Origin of the sequence: Bradyrhizobium sp. ISRA464 (genome assembly GCF_029910095.1) — a bacterium.
Taxonomy (GTDB): Bacteria; Pseudomonadota; Alphaproteobacteria; order Rhizobiales; family Xanthobacteraceae; genus Bradyrhizobium.
Genome location: NZ_CP094526.1, coordinates 6,448,490 through 6,464,265 on the forward strand (window position 1 = coordinate 6,448,490; position 15,776 = coordinate 6,464,265).

The following is a 15,776-nucleotide window of genomic DNA, read 5'->3' on the forward strand; positions in this document are numbered from 1 at the left end:
ATGCCAGACGCATGTCACCTTCACTGATGAACGTCGGCCGGTCAGGCGCACAAGGAATCGGCATGCAAGACCAATCACCATCTGTCGTCTCCGTTCAATCTGCCGATTCCTCATTTGCCGAATCGATGCGTGCGCAGGTCTGCTGCAGCGGCGAACTCTCCTTCCTCATGGAGGCGCATGATGGTCTCTCTGCCGCGATCGCTGAGCGCGCGGGTTTCAAGGGCCTCTGGGCGTCGGGTTTATCGATAGCCTCCTCTCTAGGATATCGCGACGCCAACGAAGCATCGTGGAGTCAACTTGTCGACGCCGTCGAGCGGATTGTGGATACGAGCCAGTTGCCGGTCCTGGTCGACGGCGACGGGGGCTTCGGCAACTTCAATAACGCTCGCCTGCTGGCACGCAAGCTCCATCAGCGTGGCGCTGCCGGCCTCGCGCTGGAAGACAGCTGCTTTCCGAAGACGAATTCGTTCGTTGGTGATCGGCATCTCCTCGCCGACGTCGATGAATACTCTGGCCGCTTGCGCGCCGTGAAGGACACGGTCGCGGACGATCTCATTCTCGTCGCGCGCACCGAAGCGTTAATCGCCGGACAAGGAATGGACGAAGCCATTTCGCGCGCTCACGCTTACGCCGATGCCGGAGCCGATGCGATCCTCATTCACTCGCGAAGGAGCGCCGCGGACGAGATCCTTGCGTTCATGCGCGCCTGGCAAAACAGGCTGCCGGTGGTGATCGTTCCAACGAAATACTATCGAACGCCGGTCTCGACCTACCGCAAAGCCCGCATTTCCACAGTGATCTGGGCCAACCACTCGATGCGAGCTGCAATAGCGGCAATGCGGCAAGTCTGCGGTCGCATTTTCGCTGAGGAGACTCCTGCGAGCATTGAGCCCAATATTGCGACGCTCGACGAGCTCTTCGAACTGTTTAAGTACGGCGAACTCGCCAGTGCGGAAGCGCGATATCTGCATCCTGACGACATCCGGCAATAGCCTCATTCTGCTTTTGTATACTCCTTCTCGAAGGACTGCCGCCATGCAACCATCTGCTCTGCTACAACACTCTATTTCACCTTCAGGCGAGGCTCTTGTTAGCCCTCTTGAAAGTGGACATAGCATCATGTGGCATGAAACTTCTTACCAAGGTGACCTGTGCATTGCTGCGGCGCCTGGCCCCGATCCTCTCACCCAGCGGAATAGCCAACTGAGATCTACAAGCACTTTGAGTCGGCCGATGCGGACAATATTTCGCTCCTCTTGAATGCGCGTTCTCCTTTGCAAGGTCTCCGTCGACCTCGCGCCACAACCGCCAACTGTCAGCAACAACTTGGACCGACGGAGCGCGCTCGTGTTGGCGCAACGGACAGCTCGATTCGACTTTCGTGAATAAGAAATGGTGTCTCAGCGACAAACGATGAGAACACGCTGTGCGCCGATTTCAGCGGCGTGGACCAACGTTCATTGACGTCTCTGGCTCGAACGCCCCTGACACGGCTCGTCGAAAACTCTGAACGCCTTTGAACGAAGACGAGATACCTGGCGACGGTAAAGCGAATTCAAATGGCAATCAATGCTCCCAAGAAAGCGGTCATCCTCGCTGCCGGCGTCGGCTCTCGCCTGCGACCATTGACGGATCTGCGGCCGAAGCCCCTGGTCGAGGTCAACGGCACGACGATCCTCCACAATGCCCTGCGCAAGTTGGAGGCAGTCGGCGTCGACGAGGTGACGATCGTCGTCGGTTATCGCAAGGATGCTATTCAATACGTATGTAGCCGCCGGTTCGGTGCGATCGATATCAATTATGTTGAATCGCCGGTCTTTGACCGCACCGGCAGCGCCTACTCGCTCTGGCTGGCACGCGACACGCTGCTTTCCGGAGACTGTTTTCTCCTCGAGGGCGACGTCTTCTTCGAGGAAGATGCGTTGCGCTATCTGATGCTCAGCCAAGCGACCGACGTTGCTGCACTTGTTCCTTTCGACGAAACGATGGAAGGGTCGGCAGTTCTGTTGTCGGATAGCGGCTTCATCACAGAATTCCGAATGAAGCAAAGTGGAGCGAACCTAGTTGCGAATGGGCCAAGGCTTTTCAAGGCGATGAACCTGTTACGATTCTCGGCACGGACTCTCAAGGCAACGATCGTTCCTGCGTTGGACGAGATCATTGGGTCTGGAGCGACCCAGGCCTACATAGAGGAGCTTCTTTCTTATCTTGTCGAACTGCGCGGCCTGCAGCTTACAGCGGTGCGATGTGATGGCCTCAGGTGGTACGAAATTGATACGACCGAAGACCTGCAGGTCGCAGAACGCATTTTCAGGAGGGCGCAAGGCCAAGGCTTGCGCCGCAGAAGGTGAAAACCCAATGCTCAAATATCTTTGGGATCCGGCGAACGCCATAACGATCGGCGGCCTTCTTTGTTCTTCCGCCAGCTTATTTCTTGCTCTTTCCGGGCGCCTTGAGCTGTCGGTCGCGGCAGCGCTTTGGGCCGTTCTATCGGATCACCTCGATGGAATCGTGGCAGGTCGTACGAAGGATCGCGATCCAGATGTTGCAAAAATGGGAAAGAGTCTCGACGGGTTCGGTGACATTGTCTACGGAGCTGTTTTGCCTGCGGTCATTGTGATACAGCTCAGCCACGCCTCACTTCTTGCCCTTATGACCGCAACCGCGCTGCTGGTTGCGGGAGCAATCAGGCTTAGCTACTTCGCCAATTTCGGCAGGTCGTCCGATGGGCGCTTCCTGGGTGTTCCCTTATCATACGATATGCCTTTACTGGCGCTCCTATTCCTTCTCAAGCCTCTAATCCCTGCTGAAGGATTTCCTGGCGCCGTCAACATCTGCTGCTTGCTTCTCGCTATCGCTCATGTGTCGTCTATTCGTGTGCCGTCACCGAACGCGGCAATGTATGCGGTAATCAGCGTCTTCGCCGTCGCGTCCTCGGCGGCTTTAGCCAGTCGTTCCTTTTGAATGGTCGTGAGCAGGTACGTACCCTACCTGGAAGCGCCTTTGTTCGCCAGCCGCGGCGCAACTTGCTGATCATCACCCGACACTTTACCGGGCCAGGGCGGCTGGTACTGAGACCATCTTATGATGATGACGCGTCCGACGATGAGCACCGCCCAGATCAATGTGGATCTTAGATCCGGCAACGATTCCGACCTCGTCAACCGATTCCCCGGCGGCTATTGGAAGTATGACATCAAAGACTTTGTCCTTCTGGTCAATCCTTATTTTCCGCCGCAGGCGTTCCTTGACGAGCTTAAGGACGCTCTACCGAGGCTAATTACCTGCTATCCCTCCCCTAATGCGCAGATGGTCGAGCTTCTTGCCGACGTCGTGAAAATCCCAGCGAACAATCTCGTCGTTTGCAATGGCGTGGCCGAATTGCTTCCCATCTTTCTCGGTCGACTGGGTATGAAGATCGCAGTCCCGGTCCCATCCTTCAATCCCTATGAGACGACTGCCCTACCGGGGCGGTTGTCGCGCTTTATTCTTCCACCGCCAGATTTCGAACTCGATGTGCACCATTACGCAGCTTTCGCGCGTGCGAATAGAGTGAGCGGTGCAGTCGTGATATCCCCGAATAATCCTACCTCACGAATGGTTCGATGCGAGGATCTGCTGAGTCTCGCCTCGGCGCTTCGCGCTCAACAGCAGCTCCTACTGCTCGATGAATCGTTCATCGAATTCAGCGAGGCCGGACATCGTGCGAGTCTCGAAAATCATCTGTTCGAATTTCCCAATGTAATCATTCTGAAAAGCCTGGGCAAGATCTACGGGACCTGCGGTTTGCGGATCGGCTACGCCGCATCCGCGAATGAACAACTGATCAATGATATTCGAGCGGCCCTCCCGACGTGGAATGTCAATACGTGTGCTGAGTTCTTTCTGAGCAAGCTTCCTTACCTGACGCACAATGCAAAGGAGTCTTGGGCGAGGGCGGGCAACGATAGGGACAAACTATACACAGATCTGCTCGGCATCGATGGGATGAAGGTTCTAAAGCCCGACGCCAATTTCGTCTTTTGCGAGCTCCCGCCTCATTGGCCGAACGGGGACGTTATCGCCTCAAGACTTCTGAAGAATAGGCGCATATTGATCAGGCACAACGGCGGCAAGACCCTTCACAACGGCAAACGATACTTGCGCATTGCAAGCCGCACTGGGGATGACAATGAATTTTTGGTCGAAGCACTGAGAGACATCGCCAATTAAACGCAATGAGCGGTTTCTGTGCAACGTTCTCGCTCGGACGAGATGATCCGAAGACCGGCGATGTTGGCTAAAGCCAGAATCGATCGCGCCGGCGGCCGCGGAATCCGACTGCGGCGATGCGTTGCTGAAAGTGACGTCTTCGGTCTGAGGAGATTTTCTTGCCCTTTCGATCCTAACGGCCTCGGATCAAGACCGACTGATGCATATCGTTCAGACAGGCAAAGGCTTTGAGGACGAGACCGAGCTACCGCACTGCGGTCAGACCGTCGGCGCTAACGCGGATCGACGCGCGACTTGTGTCAAGTGCGGGGAGCACATCATAGAGCAGCGGCGGCATCAAGATAGACGGCCGCACCGACCTGCACGCGACGGAGGTTCTGCCGGTATGCGCCCTCGCTCGTCTCGTAGGACGTCTCGATCGTTCGAGGCATCTCCTCTCCGCCCTCGATAAAGACCTCAGTGAGGGAACGACCGGTCATCCCTGACGGCTGAGAGATGCCAAGGAGACGGAGCACAGTCGGTGCGAGGTCGCAGATCCCTGAGGGGACCTGAGAGGTGAAGCCGCTCTTGATCTGCGACCCCGCCAAGATGCCGACCGATGACATCTCCTTGGCATGCAATCCGCCGTGCACGCCGACGCCAATCGGCCAATTTTCGCTCCAGCAGCGGCCACCAAGACCGAATGGATCGAGACCGTCGTCGGCCCGGAACGAGAACAGGATGTCCGCCGAACGGGCATGATCGGCGAAGACCAAGTGGCGGGCGAAGCTGCCCGGTGCAACGCCATCGACCCCGCCTCGGCCGGCGGTGAAAACTGGCCCACACCAGGGCCGCTCGATCATCGCTGCTACAGCGCGGCGGATACGGGCATCCGACGGCTCGGCGAGGTAAATCGCTCCGACCTGCCCTGGTATGACGATAGCGTCGATCCGCGGCGCGGGTGCCGGGCCGCAGCATAGCCCTGTTGCCTCAAGTGTCTCGAGGAGATCCGCCCGCGCATGCACCGTCACATGGCCGTGATCGGATATGGCCATCAGATGCACCCCTTGGGGTTCGCCCTCGGCCTCCCACCAATCGAGCACACGGCCAAACTGGCGGTCGACAAAGCTGATCGCCTCCAGCGTCTTTGGCGCGCCAGTTCCGCAATCGTGCGAAGAAATATCGGGCTCGCCAAAGGAGAGGATTGCGACGTCGGGTCGAATTTGAGGCCAGATTACGTCGAGGAAAGCAGACGTTAGAAAGGCTTGAGCTGTCAGATCCGGTACGCCCGGAGGAGACGGCGCCGGCGTCGGCCCGAGCAGGGTTTCGACCCGAGCGAGCACCTTGGTCGAGGTCGCGACGTGAGGGAAGTGGCCGGAGAGCGTCACGTGGCCGAGCTTTCGAGCCCTATGATTCAGCAGGCAGGTTGCACCGGCCGAGTTGGAAGCGAGAACCGACAAGGTCCTGCCGTTCGCCTGGAGCACCTCGCCAAGCGACGGCACGCCAAATAAATGGCCGCCGCCGGCGGCATCAAGATCCTCGATCAGGCGCGCGTCACCGGTATCGACATAGCGCGGCGTCGGCGACAGCCGGTCGAGATACTCGTTCCCAACGATGCCGTGGCGATCTGGCGTCGTGCCCGTGACGAGGCTTGTTAGGGCGATCCGGGTCTCGCTGGGGTAGACCGTGCGCTGCCGCGCCAACATCGCGCCTCGGCGCTGAAGCCTAACCAGGTTTGGCGTGAGCGATGGTTTGACGAGATCGGGCCGAAGCCCATCGAACAGAACGATGAGAACCCGGTTCGGGGTCGATCGGTCAGACATGGTGCAGGCTCTTGCTTAGCTGAGACGTAGCGGGTCGGGAGCAGGCAGGCGCCAAATTGACGCAAGAGCGGCGGCATCGGAGAACACATCTCGACCAGTGCCGCGCCGGACAAAAGCGGCCCAGGATCGCGATGCGAGCGAGCAACTCTCATCGGCCGTGGACTGCGCCCGTCGGATTGGACGGCCGGATCGATTCGGGGGGCGCCCTACATCTCGTGCGATCGTCATGGATTGCGCAGATGCCGGGTTCGCAAACCTGCTGAAACCCGGCGTTGCCCTGACTAAGCGTGATCGCATCGACGGCTTGATCGTACGGCTCGGCCGCATGAGTCTCATGACTTGCTTTTCGAGCGAGGGACTAGGCTGAAAAGCGCGCGAGTTGTTAAAGAACGCTTTGAGACTTTACTCGCTGTCAAACTGGCCAGCCAATTTGACCATCGAATTTTGGGATGAAATTATCGAAATATACGATGTTTGCATCGTGCACAGTCTCTTTGCAGGCGCGCTATGAACGGCGACTCGTTGCGGCCGGCACGTTTCATCCGCCCCAAAAGTTCGCCCCGGTGGTCATGCACGCCACCGGATAATTTATGCTTCAACCGTAACGTTGCACCGGCTTGCCAAGCGTCGAAAGCGGAGAATGAGGAGTGCTGCGTAGACAGTCGTCCCTGTCGACAAGCCAATCCAGATACCAATGACGCCAAGGCCGATGTTCAAACCAAGCAGGTAGCTGAGGGAAAAGCCGACGAGCCACCAAGCGATACTGGCAAACAGAAGTGGCACCCGCGTGTCCTTCAGTCCGCGCAGACCACCAGCCGTAATGCACTGCGCGGCATCAGTGATAAAGAGGATTGCGCCGACCAGGAGGAGCTTTGCCGTAAGTCCGATCGTCGTGTCGGCATCGTCGCCGGTTCTAACGAGAAACAGCTCAGCGATCTTAAAACGGGCGGCGATCACCGCAAGCGTTAGCGTTGCGGCGATGACGACACCGATCAGCATCGCGGCCCGATTTGCCCGTTTGATGCCGCCACCGTCGTTGCGGCCGACCGCTTGGCCAACCCGCACAGCGGCCGCCATGCCGACGCCGAAATAGATCATGTACAGGATCGCGGCGACCTGAACCGCGATCTGATGAGCGGCGAGCGCACTGGTGCTGATCAGGCCCGCCAGGAGTGCCGTGGCCCAGAATAGACCCGACTCGATCAAGGAGGCGATTGAGATCGGCGTTCCGATCGCGATCAGCTGCCGCAAGACAGGCCAATCGAAGCGCCAGGGACGCGCAAAGGCATGGTAGTCACCAAACGGCCGACGCTTTGTAGCGCACCACAAGCCGGCCAAAAACGTGCCGCAGTTCACCAGCGTGGTCGCAAGACCCGCCCCGAACAGCTCCAGCCGGGGCAGTCCGAGCTTCCCATAGCCGAGCATATAGACCAGCAGTGCATTGATCGGAATGGCTGCCGACGTGATCCAGAAGATCGGCTGCGGCCGATTGACCGCGCCCATGAAACTGCGAATGGCCAGAAAGCACAGCGCCGGCGCTGCGCCCCACGCTAGTCCGAACAGGTATTGCTGGGCGAGCCGCGCCACGTCCGGCGCCTGATCAAGAGCAAGCAGTATTTGCTCCCCTTGCAGCGCAATCGCCATAATCGGCAAGGACAGAATCAGCGCCGCCCATAGGCCCATGCGCAGCGCGCGCCGGACTAGGGCCAGATTATTCGCCCCAAACGCCTGCGCCGCCAAAGGCGCTATGGCAGACATCAGCCCTACACCGAGCGTGACGCTGATGAGGTAGAACCGGCCGGCTAGCGCTGCGGCGGCGAGCGCCTCAGCGCTGATGCGTCCGATGAAGGCAAGATCAGTCGTCATCATCGCGATCTGACCAACCTGGGTCAGTACCATCGGCAAGGCGAGTCTCGCGGTTTCACTGAGCTCGACAGCGAATTGATGGGCGGCCGCCCCTCTCGTCAGTCGGCGCCGGGAAGCCGATACCGCCTTTGGTTTGGCTGTCTTGCCCATGAAAATGCGCAGCCCGCTAGTGTCGGCGGACGAACCATTGCCATTCCTCCGCGAGGTTCCTCATCTTGCCTCAAATCCGCGATCGCCCCTCGGATGCTGGCTCATGCGCAGCCCGCTGCGGCTGCGCGTCACAGAGGTGAAGCGTGCCAACGGCTCAGACCTGCTTGATCTCGATCAGCGCTTTCGACCTTGTCGCAAAGAAGATGCGGCAGGTGGTGGGCAACCCAAAAAATGGACGACCACCGCCATCACGCAATGTTGCCGGCGCGTCTGGGACCTGAGCGTGGTCAATCAGGATGCTAACGTCGTGCGCGCAGTGCGATGGATCGCACCGGTTGGAGACCTCGAACTCGGACCATATGGTGAGCTGAAGGGCGATCATCTTGTAAGCCATCACTGCAACTCCTCCTGAGGCGGCCTCTCTTCAAGGTTCGTGCCAATGGAGAGCTTGATGAGGCAGAGTTGCTCAAATCGGAGCTGTCGTGGATCCGATAACTTGTCAAAGTCCGATGATGGGACTTATGATGCTTCGTGTGTGACCCGTCACGTTGCGACTAACTCGCTGGAGGGCTGCTCTCGTCGATTGGGAAGACTTATCGGGATCATTCGCCTGGAGGTCTTCAACCCAGCTTCAGCTCGAGCAGATCAAGGTCGATGAGCATTCGCATGTCGAAGGGCTACGCAGGCCTTACACTGGGGCCTTGGCGTCCTACGGTCGAAGTTCTTCAGCGTGCCGAGACCTCTGCGGCGTCTCCACTCGGATAGCACATGCTCGCAATGCAGGTCATGGTGCAACCGATCGCCGCATTCGGCGCCTGACACCAAGCTCTTGCTGGGTGTACTCTTCGACCCTTGACTCGCGCCGTGCAACGCATTCGAGACTGTTGAGGCCATCAAGTCTCATCTTCCATCGAATGTTGTGATACAAAAGGCAGGGAGGCCTCCGACAGGCATGTCGGAGGCCTCCTTGGAGGTTAACTTTTGTCCATAGAGCCTTTTTCTTTGTCTGCTTTCGCTGGGTTTTGCACTCACCAGTTACGCTGAGCTCGGAGTAGCAGGGTCAGCGTGCTCTGGTCCTTCAACTCGTAGACGGCAGCCGGTTTGGCGATGGCCGACTGTGGCGGCAATGTAACCGTGCTTCCGCTCGCGTATTTTTGGTCGAGCATGGTGTAGGCGAGGTCAGCCGAAAACGTCAGGTTCTTGACCGGCGTCCACTGCGTGACAACACCAACGACCCCGTAGTTGAAGTCTGGATTGCAGCCAGCAGAACCGCTCGAGAGCGAAAGGTTCGCAACGAAGGCGCTGCAGATATAGCTTTTGGCCGTGCTATTATGCCGAACGGCGGCCCACCCGCCGTAGAGGCTCGTATTCCAGTGTGGATCCCAGTTATGCGTGTAACCACCATGGAAGCCGTAGGTCGTGGTTAACTCCTGGCCGGCGCCGGCGACGAACGCGGAGTCAGACAGACCGGCTAGGCCGACGCTCTGGTAAGCGCCCGCCAGCCCCGTACCACCGTACATCGCGTAAGTGGTCGCCATCAGGTCGTTGAAATTGTAGCGCGTGGCACCACTCGTATAGGCGCCGGACAAGTTGACCGTGTCACCCGCCCCAGTCGGGATGTTTTTAAGAGACAACGCCAACTGAGCAGCCCACCCCCACTTGCCACCGGGATGGCCGCTCGTTTCGTCAACGCCGTAATAGGCCGCATGGTTGTCATGTGCAGCAAGTGAGGCCTGAAAAAGACCCCAGGCTTGATCGATGCGTATCATTGCGATGAGGTCCGGAGAGCGCGAACCGCCGATGTCGTTGACGCCGTACGCCCCTGTCGCAAGGCTGGCAGCCGTGCCGCCGTTTATGTTCCAGATGTTGGTCGTGCCATAGGCGACCTGATCCTGGGCTGAGACCGAGGCTGTAATGCCTTGGCCGAAGTCAGCGGTATAGGTCAGCTGGTTCACGCCAGTGACCCAGCCGCCGCCCCCGGGTAGATCATCGAAGTTGTTCGCCGGATAATTGGTCCAAGGTGCGGAGAATTGCGAGATGGCTTTACCCACAGTAAAGCCCGCGAACTGGATGAACGCCGAATAGACGCCGAGCGATCCTTGGGCGATCGCGCCAGTGCCCTGTCCTCCGGAAATAGCCCCGTTATATGTGGTTGCACCTCCGGCGTCACCTACGCCCGCACCAACATAGCCACCCGAAGTCCAGCTGAACACGCCTTGGAAGAAGGTGCGAACCACGCCGTACTCGGTCGCAGTGCGCGTGTCGACATTCAAGCCTTCGCGAGAGCGCCAGGTGTAGAAGTTACTCAAGCGGTTCCGCGCCCCTGCCGCACCATTAGCAGCCGGATCAAAATCGCTGTTACTGTTCGCGATCAAGTCAACGCGTAGATAACCACCCAGCTTGATACATGTGTCGGTGCCAGGGATGTAGTAGAAGCCAGCACCATACAGCGCGCAAGCCTTCACGTACTCGATCGCTTTGGCCTTGACGGGAAGGTCAGCTGCCCGTGCTCCACTCAACGCGATCAGACCTGTCGCTGACGCCAGGACAGCCTTTTTGATCGTTCGAAATAGATCAGAGCTCATCTTTGAGAATGTCATTGCCCTATCCTCTAGGTCAGAACTTGTGCGGGCGAGGCAGTATCGTTCCGACGCAACCATTGGGTGACAAACATCAAATAGTGCGATGGGACGCTCCGATTTGATGATGGATCGATTGAATATCGACTGCTGGACCAATCGCGAGTCGGCTCACCAAGCTGGCAAATCGGGCGTAGTACTGGTCATGTTAGAAACAGCGCGACGGAGCGCTTTCAAATCTCTTCTCGTGACGCAGCAGGCCAGAGGGATTTCTGCTGCGGGCGGGCTGTGACACACTGCATTTGCGGCAAAGCCATTTTTTGGCTTCACGTCGCGCTCGCTATCACAACGCAGGTCCCTATTCGGCGTCTGCAGTATCCTCAGAACGCCTTCCACAAGTGCTAGCGATTGGCGCAACGGCGCAGGATCAATACGAGCAAACATAAAATGATGTACGCGCTGATCCCGTCGACAATCCCAAACACCCTACCCTTCAGCAGATCGGGCACGACAACACAGCCGATCAAACGCCTGCCGTGACACTTGCGACCTTCTCACGCCCGAGATAGCAGCGCGCGCTCGGTCCCGATCCCCTTGTGCAGCCACTTGGTGATGTCACCACGATGGTCCAGCGCTTGCAAGCGATGCACCGCGTCGGCAGCATCGCGAGCGCGATGGCAGCTCCAGATTCCATCAATCCTAACCACGGGTCGGCTGATCTACCGCACGGACCGCGCCGGCATGCCGGCCCCCCCATTGGATCGTCCAGTCCGCCATGGTCCGGTCCGCTGCAGCTTGTCGAGAGAGGATGGTAAGATTAGTAGCAGGCGCTCAACTGGAGGTCTCAAGACAATGTCTTGTCGATCCGGTCGCGCAGCCAATCGCCGACGAGCGAAATTGATAGCGTCGTGAGCGAAATGGCCAGCGAGGGCAGCGCGAGGATCCAGGGCGCACGCGCCAGATAGTCACGACCGTAGCCAACCATATTGCCGAGCGACGTAAGCGGCGGCTGTACCCCAAGGCCAAGAAAGCTGAGACCGCTCTCGAGCAGAATGACGTCCGGAAACGCAAGCGTCATGGTGACGATCAAGGTCGAGGCGATGTTCGGCAGAATATGTCGCAAGTAGACGCGCCATGGCCCTGCGCCAAGCTGGCGCACGGCGATCGCATAGCCTTGCGCATTCGAGCTCATCGCAAGCGCGCGCGTGACACGAGCGTATCGCTCCCAGCCGTGGAGACCGACGAGCGCCACGAAGAGCAGCAGAGAATTGCCGAAAAACGCGAGCACCGCGAGCGCCAGAATGAGAAACGGTATGCTTGCCTGGAAATCGACGCACGCGAGAATGACTTGCTCGACCCAGCCGCGGAAATGAGCGGCGAGCACGCCTAGCATGGTGCCGAGGGCGGCACTGATCAGTGTGGCTCCGAAGGCGATAAGAAGGCTCACACGGATCGATATGACGAGACGCGCAAGTACGTCGCGGCCGAGCTCATCCGAGCCGAAAAGGTGCGCGGCGCTTCCACCCAGGCCAAGAGGTGGAGCGAGTCGATGGCGAAGGTCGAGGGTTGCATAGTCGTAAGGGGCGAGGCGATCAGCCAAGACCGCGACCGCAAGCATGAGGGCAAGCCAGACGACCGCCACGCCGATTGCACGATCGCGCCACCGCCATAGCCTGCCCATCCTGGAAGACGGCAGAACCCGTTCTGCGGAAATTTCGGACAATTATGATCCTCCGGCAGAGCGGAATTCGCGCAAGCGTGGATCGAGGATGCCATAGAGCAGATCGACCGCGACATTAGTGGTGATCATGGCGGCCGCTACGAAGAGCATGATGCACTGGACGACGGCCAGATCGCGGCTTGCGACCGAAACGACCAGCAGGCTGCCAATCCCTGGCCATGAAAAGACGCTTTCAACGAGGACCGTTCCCGCAATGAGGTTGCCAACCATGAAGCCTATGATGGTCAAGAGCGCTATGGCGGCGTTGGGCAAGGCGTGGCCGGTCACGACGCTGCACCAGGGCACTCCCTTGGCGCTGGCGGTGCGGATATAGGGCTGCCCAAGGACTTCGAGCATGGCGCTGCGGGTGAAGCGAGCCAGAACGGCTGCGCCAGCAAGGCCGAGCGTTAAGACCGGCAGCACCATATGGGGCCCACTGCCCGCACCGCCCGAGGGAAACCAGGGGAGCTTGACCGCGAAGAGCAGCACGAGCACGAGGCCGAGCACGAAAGACGGCACCGTGAAGCCAACAACCGCCACCATCATCACCAGCCGGTCAGCAAGGCGATCGCGTTTGAGCGCCGCGTAGATGCCGGCCGGGATGCCGAAGCAAAGATTCAGGATGAGTGCGGGCACAGTCAGCATCAGCGTGACAGGAATGCGCTCGGCGACCACCGCGATGGCGGCCCGCCCGTCACGCATGGATTGGCCAAGATCTCCATGGACGACCGCAACCAGATATCTGGCGTATTGGACCCAGATCGGCGCGTCGAGCCCCCATGATTTCCGGAAGGCCTCGACCGCTGCCGCGGGAGTCTCCGGCGATAACAGCGCGCGGGCGGGATCGCCGGAGGCACGCAGCACCACGAAAGCGAATGTGACCACTAGTCCGATGGTGAGCGACGCGCGCACCAATCGGATCGCTATGAAGCGAGCCATCATGCTTCCCTTCCGCGCTCGGGGTCACCATCGCCGATCAGATGGCAGGCGACGCGGCGCCCGTCAGGCGCGGATCTGAGTTCTGGCGCGAACCGCGCGCAAATGGGACGCGCTGCTGGACAGCGGGGATGGAATGCGCACCCGCTTGGTCGCGCAGCCGGATTCGGCGGATCTCCTTGAAGGGTCGTGCGATCGCGACGTCTTCCGGGCCTCGGCACGGCGGAAACGAGGGCCTTGGAATAGGGATGCAAAGGATCCAGCAGAACCGTGTCGGACACTCCTTCTTCGACGATGGCGCCGAGATACATGACAGCAATCCGGTCGCTGATTTGCCGGACCACGCGCAGATCATGGCTGATGAAGATCATCGCCATGCGCCACCGCTCCCGTAGATCATGGAAAAGATTGATCACTTGCGCCTGGATGGAGACATCCAGAGCTGATACCGGCTCGTCGCAGACGATGAGATCTGGATTGGTCGCGAGCGCACGGGCCAAGACGGCACGTTGGCGCTGGCCGCCTGAAAGCTCATGCGGATAGCGCTTGACGTGGTCGGGTCTGAGCCCGACATCGGCGAACAGCACGTTGACCCGATCCTCACGTTCGGACCTGCTGCCGATCCGATGAATTTCGAGCGGCTCGGCGATCTGCGCGCCGATGGTCAGGCGAGGATCGAGCGCGCCCAGCGGATCCTGAAACACCATTTGGATCCGCATCCTCAGACGCCGCCATTGAATATCGCCAATGGGAGGTAAAGCTTCCCCGCCGAAGGTGACCACGCCGGCATCGGGCTGTTCCAGGCCGATCAGGAGCCGGCCGGCCGTGGACTTACCGCAGCCGGATTCGCCAACCAATCCGAGCGTTTCGCCACGCGCCAATTTCAGAGAGAGCCCATTGACGGCATAGACCATCGCTTGATGTCGGAACAGGCCCTGTCGCAAACAATAATGGCGGACCAGCCGATCGGCTTGGAGAAGCGGCGGAGCAGTCCTCGTCATGCAGCCACGACCTCACCCCCAGGCGGTTCGCCGGTAACATGCAAGCAGGCGGCCCTGTGTCGGGCATCGCCACGGAGCGACGCGAGCTCAGTCACCCATGCACCGCAGCGTTCGATCCGCAGATCACAACGCGGGGCGAACGGACAGCCTGGCGGAAAATCTGCTGCGTTTGGAACCACACCCGGAATGGCCGGCAAGCGGTGCCGTGGCGCTTCCAGGCTGGGAAGCGCTGCAAGCAGACCTCGGGTATAGGGGTGAATAGGCTGGTCAAAGAGGCGATCCGCGGGCAATTCTTCGACGATGTGACCCGCGTAGAGGACCAGGATGCGTTCGCAAATCTGGCCGACGACGCCCAGATCATGCGAAATCAGCACCAGCGCCATGCCCGTCTCGCGCTGGATGTGCTGCAGAAGGTCAAGGATCTGCGCTTGAATGGTGACGTCCAAGGCGGTCGTGGGTTCATCAGCAATCAAGACATCGGGCTGCCCGGCGAGTGCCATGGCGATCATGGCGCGCTGGCTCTGCCCGCCGGAGAGTTCGTGCGGATAGGCGCCAACCCGGCGCGCCGCATCGGGAATGCCAACCTGGTCCAGCAGGCGCCGCGCTTCGGCCAATGCGGTGCGCCGGTCCATGCCGCGATGGAGCCGCAGGGCCTCGATGATCTGATCGCCGACCGTGTGCACTGGATTGAGCGCGCTCGCCGGATCCTGAAAGATCATGGCGATTCGACCACCGCGTACCCTATCGAGGCAAGAGGCGGGCGCGTGCAGAAGCTCCTCGCCGGCCAAGCGTACGCTGCCCGTTATCCGAGCGCGCCGGGTTAAAAGTCCAAGCGCCGCAAGCCATGTCACGGACTTGCCGCAACCGCTTTCGCCGACCATGCCTAGCGATTCACCCCGCGCGAGCGTGAGATCGATCCCACGCAGCATCGGCACACCGTCGAACGCGACACGCAGACCAGTGATCTCAAGAATCTGCTCCATCTGAGGTCCCTGCCCTTGGCGCATCATCGCGGCTGCATCTGTTCAAAGCGAGCGGCATCGTTGCGGCCGCAGGACCGCGACGTCAGCGCGGCGAGGAACTCCAGGGATGGTGATCCGTCGCAAGGATCCAGACGCCGGCGGCCGATTGCACAAGATGTGCGTCCGCGTGCCCGAACCTTGCTGGTATCGATGGTGACCGCCAGGCTACCCGACCGCTCGTCAAGCATCCTCCCGATCGTGGCAACCGGCTCAGAAATTGCCTCGTTCGTACGCATCTCGAACAATGGCAGGATAGCTTCAGCGGCCAGCACCTCGCCCTCATGCCCGATCTCTGGGCGCTTCGTAACCGACAGTTGCGCCGTCAGATCGAGGCGATAGCTTGGAGCCGCGCCACCATGAACGCGACGCAGCGTCCCGGCATCCTCAAGGGCGCGGTTGTCGCGTCGGCCGGTCTGTTCGCACTGGATCGCAGGATTGCCATCGGCGATGATATTGCCGGGCGGGATCATCAGGACGATTCTCCGTTG

Annotated in this window: 13 protein-coding genes; 4 read left to right on the plus strand and 9 right to left on the minus strand. The window is 59.7% G+C overall.

The window, feature by feature from the left end; all coding sequences use genetic code 11:
• Positions 1 to 125 precede the first annotated feature (125 nt).
• The 4 genes from aepX to MTX19_RS30100 all read left to right on the plus strand — a co-directional run bounded on the left by aepX (position 126) and on the right by MTX19_RS30100 (position 4,212).
• A complete protein-coding gene (gene aepX, locus MTX19_RS30085; RefSeq protein ID WP_280984916.1) occupies positions 126 to 992 on the plus strand; it encodes a phosphoenolpyruvate mutase in 867 nt (288 codons plus the stop codon).
• A 567-nt stretch (positions 993 to 1,559) separates the two neighbouring features.
• Entirely contained in the window at positions 1,560 to 2,351 is a 792-nt protein-coding gene (locus MTX19_RS30090; RefSeq protein WP_280980539.1) for a phosphocholine cytidylyltransferase family protein, read from the plus strand.
• 7 nt (positions 2,352 to 2,358) lie between these two features.
• Positions 2,359 to 2,964 (plus strand): CDP-alcohol phosphatidyltransferase family protein, encoded by a 606-nt coding sequence (locus MTX19_RS30095; RefSeq protein ID WP_280980540.1) that lies wholly within the window; start codon positions 2,359 to 2,361, stop codon positions 2,962 to 2,964.
• 120 nt (positions 2,965 to 3,084) lie between these two features.
• Positions 3,085 to 4,212 (plus strand): aminotransferase class I/II-fold pyridoxal phosphate-dependent enzyme, encoded by a 1,128-nt coding sequence (locus tag MTX19_RS30100; RefSeq protein WP_280980541.1) that lies wholly within the window; start codon positions 3,085 to 3,087, stop codon positions 4,210 to 4,212.
• A gap of 317 nt (positions 4,213 to 4,529) precedes the next feature.
• Here MTX19_RS30100 and MTX19_RS30105 read toward each other — a convergent pair whose 3' ends face one another.
• The 9 genes from MTX19_RS30105 to MTX19_RS30145 all read right to left on the minus strand — a co-directional run bounded on the left by MTX19_RS30105 (position 4,530) and on the right by MTX19_RS30145 (position 15,758).
• Positions 4,530 to 6,014: an alkaline phosphatase family protein gene (locus MTX19_RS30105; RefSeq protein ID WP_280980542.1), complete on the minus strand. Its 1,485-nt coding sequence runs from the start codon at positions 6,012 to 6,014 to the stop codon at positions 4,530 to 4,532.
• A gap of 588 nt (positions 6,015 to 6,602) precedes the next feature.
• Positions 6,603 to 8,030, minus strand: a complete 1,428-nt coding sequence (locus MTX19_RS30110; RefSeq protein ID WP_280980543.1) for an MATE family efflux transporter — start codon at positions 8,028 to 8,030, stop codon at positions 6,603 to 6,605.
• Positions 8,031 to 8,184: 154 nt separating this feature from the next.
• Positions 8,185 to 8,424: a hypothetical protein gene (locus tag MTX19_RS30115; protein ID WP_280980544.1), complete on the minus strand. Its 240-nt coding sequence runs from the start codon at positions 8,422 to 8,424 to the stop codon at positions 8,185 to 8,187.
• A gap of 634 nt (positions 8,425 to 9,058) precedes the next feature.
• Positions 9,059 to 10,630, minus strand: coding sequence for a porin (locus MTX19_RS30120; RefSeq protein WP_280980545.1), 1,572 nt, complete (start codon positions 10,628 to 10,630; stop codon positions 9,059 to 9,061).
• 823 nt (positions 10,631 to 11,453) lie between these two features.
• Entirely contained in the window at positions 11,454 to 12,290 is an 837-nt protein-coding gene (locus MTX19_RS30125) for an ABC transporter permease (protein WP_280984917.1), read from the minus strand.
• A 42-nt stretch (positions 12,291 to 12,332) separates the two neighbouring features.
• Positions 12,333 to 13,268 (minus strand): ABC transporter permease, encoded by a 936-nt coding sequence (locus MTX19_RS30130; RefSeq protein ID WP_280980546.1) that lies wholly within the window; start codon positions 13,266 to 13,268, stop codon positions 12,333 to 12,335.
• Positions 13,268 to 14,266, minus strand: coding sequence for an oligopeptide/dipeptide ABC transporter ATP-binding protein (locus MTX19_RS30135; protein WP_280980547.1), 999 nt, complete (start codon positions 14,264 to 14,266; stop codon positions 13,268 to 13,270). Before MTX19_RS30135 ends, MTX19_RS30130 begins: the two co-directional genes overlap by 1 nt.
• Positions 14,263 to 15,249, minus strand: coding sequence for an ABC transporter ATP-binding protein (locus MTX19_RS30140; RefSeq protein ID WP_280980548.1), 987 nt, complete (start codon positions 15,247 to 15,249; stop codon positions 14,263 to 14,265). The genes MTX19_RS30135 and MTX19_RS30140 overlap by 4 nt, the downstream gene beginning before the upstream one ends.
• 23 nt (positions 15,250 to 15,272) lie before the next feature.
• Complete coding sequence (locus MTX19_RS30145; RefSeq protein ID WP_280980549.1) at positions 15,273 to 15,758, minus strand: hypothetical protein; 486 nt, start codon at positions 15,756 to 15,758, stop codon at positions 15,273 to 15,275.
• Between the last annotated feature and the right edge of the window lie 18 nt (positions 15,759 to 15,776).

Bases quoted from the DNA above. Each gene is read 5' to 3' on its own strand.
- aepX (WP_280984916.1), top strand. From the start codon at position 126: ATGCGTGCGCAGGTCTGCTGCAGCGGCGAACTCTCCTTCCTCATGGAG.
- MTX19_RS30090 (WP_280980539.1), top strand. From the start codon at position 1,560: ATGGCAATCAATGCTCCCAAGAAAGCGGTCATCCTCGCTGCCGGCGTC.
- MTX19_RS30095 (WP_280980540.1), top strand. From the start codon at position 2,359: ATGCTCAAATATCTTTGGGATCCGGCGAACGCCATAACGATCGGCGGC.
- MTX19_RS30100 (WP_280980541.1), top strand. From the start codon at position 3,085: ATGATGATGACGCGTCCGACGATGAGCACCGCCCAGATCAATGTGGAT.
- MTX19_RS30105 (WP_280980542.1), bottom strand. From the start codon at position 6,014: ATGTCTGACCGATCGACCCCGAACCGGGTTCTCATCGTTCTGTTCGAT.
- MTX19_RS30110 (WP_280980543.1), bottom strand. From the start codon at position 8,030: ATGGGCAAGACAGCCAAACCAAAGGCGGTATCGGCTTCCCGGCGCCGA.
- MTX19_RS30115 (WP_280980544.1), bottom strand. From the start codon at position 8,424: ATGGCTTACAAGATGATCGCCCTTCAGCTCACCATATGGTCCGAGTTC.
- MTX19_RS30120 (WP_280980545.1), bottom strand. From the start codon at position 10,630: ATGACATTCTCAAAGATGAGCTCTGATCTATTTCGAACGATCAAAAAG.
- MTX19_RS30125 (WP_280984917.1), bottom strand. From the start codon at position 12,290: ATGGGCAGGCTATGGCGGTGGCGCGATCGTGCAATCGGCGTGGCGGTC.
- MTX19_RS30130 (WP_280980546.1), bottom strand. From the start codon at position 13,268: ATGGCTCGCTTCATAGCGATCCGATTGGTGCGCGCGTCGCTCACCATC.
- MTX19_RS30135 (WP_280980547.1), bottom strand. From the start codon at position 14,266: ATGACGAGGACTGCTCCGCCGCTTCTCCAAGCCGATCGGCTGGTCCGC.
- MTX19_RS30140 (WP_280980548.1), bottom strand. From the start codon at position 15,249: ATGGAGCAGATTCTTGAGATCACTGGTCTGCGTGTCGCGTTCGACGGT.
- MTX19_RS30145 (WP_280980549.1), bottom strand. From the start codon at position 15,758: ATGATCCCGCCCGGCAATATCATCGCCGATGGCAATCCTGCGATCCAG.